Source organism: Haloimpatiens lingqiaonensis (genome assembly GCF_901447495.1).
In the GTDB taxonomy this organism is placed as follows: Bacteria; Bacillota; Clostridia; order Clostridiales; family Clostridiaceae; genus Haloimpatiens; species Haloimpatiens lingqiaonensis.
In genome coordinates this window covers 1-5,744 of record NZ_CABDWS010000119.1, presented here as the reverse complement: position 1 = coordinate 5,744, position 5,744 = coordinate 1, and the positions used below count along the sequence as shown (strand labels likewise).

Sequence of the window (5,744 nt, the reverse complement as noted above, 5' to 3'; positions counted from 1 at the left end):
AAGATGAACGACTTCATATTGTAAAAGATGCACTAGCTTTATTTAAGTGCCGTGAGGCAGATAAAGAATGGATAGTTAATAAAAAAAATAAAAATTATTTAAAGATAAAAGCTTGGGATGAAGATAATTTTGAAATGGCTGATTCAGAAATAAAAGTAAGGTTTATAAAGTTTATAGAAGAAATATATAATGGAGATAAAATGGAAATTAAAGAGTCATGGATTATAACGACGGATAAATTAACGTCGGTAGAAACTTTATGGGAAATAATGCATAAAAGGTGGGACATTGAAAATAATGCTTTTCATCAGTTAAAAACAGAATGGCATTTGAATCATTGTTTTCTTCATAGCCCTACGGGCATAGAAACAGTATTAATGTTTATAATAATAGCATTTAATCTAATGCAATTATATTTTTTTAGGTGTATAAGAAATTTTAGAAAGAAATATATGCTCCAAATAGATGTTATTGAAGATATAAGAGATGAAAGATTTATTATAGAAAATGGTTGGCATAACCCACTATTTGTAAAAACTTAATCAAATATAAAACTGGAAATTGATTTTAAAGATTTCTTGGGGTAGGGGATAGTGTAATTATTTTTGCGACCTAACGGTCTGCGGGCTTACCAGCCCTTTAAGTAAGTGTAAAAAGATACAATTCCAGTAAAAATAAAATTTTTACTGGAATTTAGGTGCTAAATCTCTGTATATTATAAAAATGTGTTGACAAGAGGAAGAATATTTATTATAATAATCATTGTCGTGAGACTCGGAGAGATGGTCGAGTTGGTTTAAGGCACCGGTCTTGAAAACCGGCGTGCGTGGAAGCGCACCTAGGGTTCGAATCCCTATCTCTCCGCCATATTTAATATATAAATTAAAAAATCATTGACAATTCAATGTATATTTATTATAATATTCATTGTCACAACTTGGAGAGATGGTCGAGTTGGTTTAAGGCACCGGTCTTGAAAACCGGCGTGCGTGGAAGCGCACCTAGGGTTCGAATCCCTATCTCTCCGCCATAATTTAATAATAATTTTGAGGGCATGGAGAAATACTCAAGTGGCTGAAGAGGCGCCCCTGCTAAGGGCGTAGGTCGGGTAACTGGCGCCCGGGTTCAAATCCCGGTTTCTCCGCCAAAACATCTAACTTTTAGTTAGGTGTTTTTATTTTTTTGAAAAACCAAGCTAAAAGCTTCTAAAAAGTTAAAATATGATTATAATTTTATAAATCCCCTAAGTTTAGGGTATTAATAACCCTATTATAAGTTGAATGATTTTCCTTAAAGAGGTATAATTAAACCATATTATAAATATAATTTAAGAAGGGGATATTATGCTAAAAGGGAAAAAAGTTATACTAAAGTCCATGGAGAAAAAAGAAGTACCTACTATATATAATATATTATGTGATAGAGAAGTGAGGGAATTTGACGGAGCATATCTTATATTACCTGGAAAAGACTATATTATAGAAAATTTTAACGAACTTACATCGGGAAGCACTAAGTATTTAACAATAGTTAATGAAAAGGGACTTGTTATAGGTTATATGACATATAGAGAGTGCAAGGACAGTATAAATGTTTACTCCATAGGTATAACAATAGGCAAAAATTTTTGGAGTAAGGGTTATGGTCAGGATTCTGTAAATACCTTATTGAATTATTTATTTTTAGATAGGGGAGCAATGAGGGTAGAATTAGAAGTAGTTGATTTAAATGAAAAGGCTATAAATTGCTATAAAAAGTGTGGATTTCAGGAAGAAGGAAGAAAAAGAAATAGATATTTTATTCATGGTAAATACACTAATGTAGTTATTATGGGAATACTAAAAGAAGATTTTAAAGAATAATATATTTTAATAGAGAAGCTCTCATTTTGTTCTAAGCAAGTGGGAGCTTATTTAACAGGGGATTTATAATTAAATTTATAAGATGATAATTTTTTTTACTTTAGGGAAGAGTAAGTTTATAATATTTTTATAAAAAAAGTTTGATTTTTTCTTCATAATATGATAATATTATAATGCTTTAAATTTAAAGTTTAATATTTTGCGTCAGTAGCTCAGTTGGATAGAGTAGCTGGCTACGAACCAGTTGGTCGGGAGTTCGAATCTTCTCTGACGCACCATACAACCGTTGAAATTATTAGGTTTCAGCGGTTTTTATTTTTTTGATAAATATAAATTTGCCCCTCATTTTGCCCCTTATAGATTTTTAATAAAAAAAAGAGGGTTATTTTACCCCCATATTTACATATAGATCATTTAACTTTGACGCTACTTTTTCTTTCATTTTATCCAGTACATGAGTATAGGTATCTAAGGTAATGGATATATTACTATGGCCAAGTAAATTTTGCACTGTTTTAGGGTTTTCATCTAATTCAAATAAACGTGTAGCGTATGTGTGCCTTAAGTCATGGAATTTTCTATTTTCAATTCCTGCGGCAGTAAGTATCTTTTTAAACTTTTTAAGAATATTACTGCTATCTAAATGGTTCCCAAACTCATTACAAAATACTAGATTGTTATCATGATATAGATTAGCCATTTTTAATTTTAACTTCTTTTGGGATAATCTATATTGTTTTAGTTTATTAATTAAATGGGTTGGAATGGGTACAACTCTAATACTATTATTAGTCTTAGGAGTTTGGATAATCCCCTCGTATTTGCCAGTATCTATATTTCTTACAGTTTTATAAGTTTTATTTACATTAATACAAGCATTATCAAAGTCTATATCCTTCCAGGTAAGGGCAAATAATTCCCCTTGTCTTAATCCTGTATCAATAGCAGTAAGAAATAGCATTTCTAATTCATGCCCTTTTATAAATTTCATAAATTTTAATTGTTCTTCTAGGCTAAAAGGTTTTACTTCACTAATTTTATTTAATTTTTCTTTTTCTTTTTCATTAGGTAATACAATAGCTTTTGAAAAGTCTTTTATGATTCTATTGTTATTATATGCATATCTAATACATGGAGCTATTACTTTATTAAGGTTATTTATAACAGATACGCTTTTATTTTTGATTCAAGCTCTTTTACAGTAATACCATATATGTCTTTGGGTTTTGTAAGATTCTTATGTCTTAGTCTATAGAAATAATACTCTTTACCGTTTTTTATTTTTTCTTATATTATGTTTTAGCCAATGGATCACCTCCTAATTTGCAACTATTTGATGGTTGCCTCGTTACATTAGTTATAGGGATTTGTATTTTGCAAATACCCAATTATAAATTAAATGAATGGAAATCTATTTCTAAATTGTTAAATGTATTTACCTTAATCCTATGGGTGAAATTATACATTTCTGGAGAGCCATATTCCTTATTTTCATCAAGGTTATATACAAGTATTGTTTTGTTCATAGGGTTTACTATCCAGTATTCACTAACACCATATTTTTCATACAAGTAAGCCTTTTTTATATAGTCATTACTAGGGTTATAAGGTGATACTATTTCAATTATCATATTAGGGGCACCAGTGCAGCCCTTATCAGTTAATTTATTCTTATCGCATATAACTGATATGTCTGGTTGCACAACATTCTTACAACTGTCTAATGGTTCATTATCATTCTTTAGTAGTACATCAAATGGAGCTGTGTATAATTCACATGGGCCATTATTAGATTTTATATAGTGGTTTATAACATAAGATAGTTCATTAATTAATTTTTGATGTATTCTTGAAGGTGGTGGAGCCATGTTGTAAATTTCCCCCTCTATAATTTCTATTGGTTCATTCTCCGAAAAGGTTTTGTAATCAGCATAGGTGTAAACTTTATTTTGAATAGTATTGTTAATCATTATTTTTACCTCCTATTGATTTATTTGTGGTTACTTTGAATGGTGGGGTAGTAACTACATTTCGCCAGATGTTGCGAAGTTATTTGTTGCTTTCATTTTGCCTTTCATCATAAAAATTAGGTTTCTTATTATGTTTTTTAAATAATTCAAAATAGATTATATCGTCAACTTGATTAATAATATTTTTTATTTCATCTTCTGTAATATCTATTCCGTAATGATTAGAAATATCTAATATTCTCGTTTTTATAATGTTATAAAAAGCATCTCTATCAAAAATATATTGAGCAGAAACTATCATAGGCTCAATTTTAAGATTAGTAGGTTTTATTATATCAAGCATTAATTCTGTTAATTCTAATTCACCATAACACCAATAATCATCACAGAATTTTTTACACGTATTTTCATTTACCTTATATAAGTATTTTAATAAATTTTGTTGATCATTTATTGATAAATCCTTATATGGGTGATTAATGATATCATTAATTAATTCTTTTTTAATTCCTGTGTTATTTTGGATGTTATCTAGTGCGTTTTCATGTAATTCCAAAGTTAATAAATCTATTAATTTAAAAGTTAAGGAGTTTGTATTATTTATTTGATGTATTGATACATTCAAAGCACCTGCTATTTTTTGTAGAGTTTCAAATTTAGGTTTTCTATCACCATTTTCATATTTCCTTATTGAAATTTCAGATATTCCAGCGGCAGTAGCTAATTCTTTCTGAGTTAAGTTTTTATCATTTCTTAGGTTTCTAATTTTATCTCCAATATTCATAAAACATACCTCCTAAAAATATATTATCACAAAAACGATACAAAAGTATACTAAAAAAATAAAAAAGAATTGATAACGATACAAAAGTATAATAATATTTAATTAACCGATACAAAAGTATATACAGGGGTGAAATAGTGAACGTAAAACTTAAAAGAATAGAAAAAGGAATAAAACAACAGGATTTTGCAAAGACGTTAGGCATTTCTAAGGCAACTTTAGTAAAAATTGAAAAGGGTGAATATGACATAAGGCTTAGTCTAATGAAAAAGATAGCTGTAGCACTAGATTCTACAGTAGAAGAATTATTTTTTTCAGAAGAATAATTAAAAAAATTTTAAATTACAGTTATATTTTTTAAAAATAATGTGTGATTAGGTATATCATTAATAATTTATTAGTCAAGTTCTAGCATAAAATCATACTTCGCTAGTCCTAAGAAGATGTATAGGTTAAGCTCCAGGTAAAACCCACTGGAGGCTAAGGGGTTCATCATAATATGGATAAAACTTTACAGAGAATTACTTCAAAGCGATGTGTTCTATAATGAAAAGCTATTAAAAGTGTTTATTTGGTGTTTATGCAAAGCGAGTCATACTAATCATATGCAAATGGTAGGTAGACAATCTGTACCATTAGAACCTGGGCAATTTGTTACAGGCAGACTAAAAGCCGGAATAGAATTAAATATGCCACCATCTACTGCATGGGATTATTTAAAACTTTTAGAACGTAGTGGCACTATGAATATAAAGTCCAACAACAAATTTTCTATTGTAACCATTGAAAACTGGGGAAAATATCAAAATGACATTATGTTAGTGGTAAAATGCCCTTATAGGGCTTAAGAAAAACCACCAGCTAAGCTGGTGGATATTTATTTTAAGTTGTGGTTAAAATGCATTTTGTCGTTAATGTGTCGTTAGGTATATAGAGCTAGTTATTCAATACATTATCAATAAAAAAGTAAAATATTAAATAAAAGTAAACAAATTAGATATTTAGCCGATAATATATTTAATAGAATTTTAATGCTAAATTAAACAACTAGGGAAATGTATTTAATTATTGAGGCACATTTCATGGCTGTTAAAGTTTAATTTGCAGTTATCAAGTAATATATATGTT

Annotated in this window: 6 protein-coding genes, 4 tRNA genes and 1 pseudogene; 8 read left to right on the top strand and 3 right to left on the bottom strand. The window is 28.8% G+C overall.

The window, feature by feature from the left end; all coding sequences use genetic code 11:
* From FGK85_RS14385 to FGK85_RS14360, 6 genes are all read left to right on the top strand, one after another.
* A partial coding sequence (locus FGK85_RS14385) for a transposase (RefSeq protein ID WP_243122785.1) occupies positions 1 to 542 on the top strand: 542 nt, incomplete at its 5' end.
* 234 nt (positions 543 to 776) lie between these two features.
* Positions 777 to 867, top strand: a tRNA-Ser gene (locus FGK85_RS14380).
* A 72-nt stretch (positions 868 to 939) separates the two neighbouring features.
* A tRNA-Ser gene (locus tag FGK85_RS14375) sits at positions 940 to 1,030 on the top strand.
* 26 nt (positions 1,031 to 1,056) lie between these two features.
* Positions 1,057 to 1,147: transfer RNA gene (locus tag FGK85_RS14370), tRNA-Ser, on the top strand.
* A gap of 196 nt (positions 1,148 to 1,343) precedes the next feature.
* Complete coding sequence (locus tag FGK85_RS14365; protein ID WP_138207764.1) at positions 1,344 to 1,862, top strand: GNAT family N-acetyltransferase; 519 nt, start codon at positions 1,344 to 1,346, stop codon at positions 1,860 to 1,862.
* A 201-nt stretch (positions 1,863 to 2,063) separates the two neighbouring features.
* Positions 2,064 to 2,140: transfer RNA gene (locus FGK85_RS14360), tRNA-Arg, on the top strand.
* A 104-nt stretch (positions 2,141 to 2,244) separates the two neighbouring features.
* Here FGK85_RS14360 and FGK85_RS14355 read toward each other — a convergent pair.
* From FGK85_RS14355 to FGK85_RS14345, 3 genes and pseudogenes are all read right to left on the bottom strand, one after another.
* A pseudogene (locus tag FGK85_RS14355) lies at positions 2,245 to 3,143 on the bottom strand (tyrosine-type recombinase/integrase).
* Between the two features lie 107 nt (positions 3,144 to 3,250).
* Entirely contained in the window at positions 3,251 to 3,832 is a 582-nt protein-coding gene (locus FGK85_RS14350; RefSeq protein WP_171011445.1) for a Uma2 family endonuclease, read from the bottom strand.
* Between the two features lie 79 nt (positions 3,833 to 3,911).
* Positions 3,912 to 4,616 carry a helix-turn-helix domain-containing protein gene (locus FGK85_RS14345; RefSeq protein WP_138207762.1) on the bottom strand — a complete coding sequence of 235 codons (705 nt, stop codon included), beginning with the start codon at positions 4,614 to 4,616 and terminating at the stop codon, positions 3,912 to 3,914.
* 137 nt (positions 4,617 to 4,753) lie between these two features.
* Here FGK85_RS14345 and FGK85_RS14340 point away from each other — a divergent pair, with 137 nt between their 5' ends.
* Together FGK85_RS14340 and FGK85_RS14335 are read left to right on the top strand one after the other, a co-directional pair.
* Positions 4,754 to 4,942 (top strand): helix-turn-helix transcriptional regulator, encoded by a 189-nt coding sequence (locus tag FGK85_RS14340; protein ID WP_138207760.1) that lies wholly within the window; start codon positions 4,754 to 4,756, stop codon positions 4,940 to 4,942.
* 279 nt (positions 4,943 to 5,221) lie between these two features.
* A complete protein-coding gene (locus FGK85_RS14335; protein ID WP_171011444.1) occupies positions 5,222 to 5,464 on the top strand; it encodes a hypothetical protein in 243 nt (80 codons plus the stop codon).
* The last annotated feature ends 280 nt before the right edge of the window (positions 5,465 to 5,744 follow it).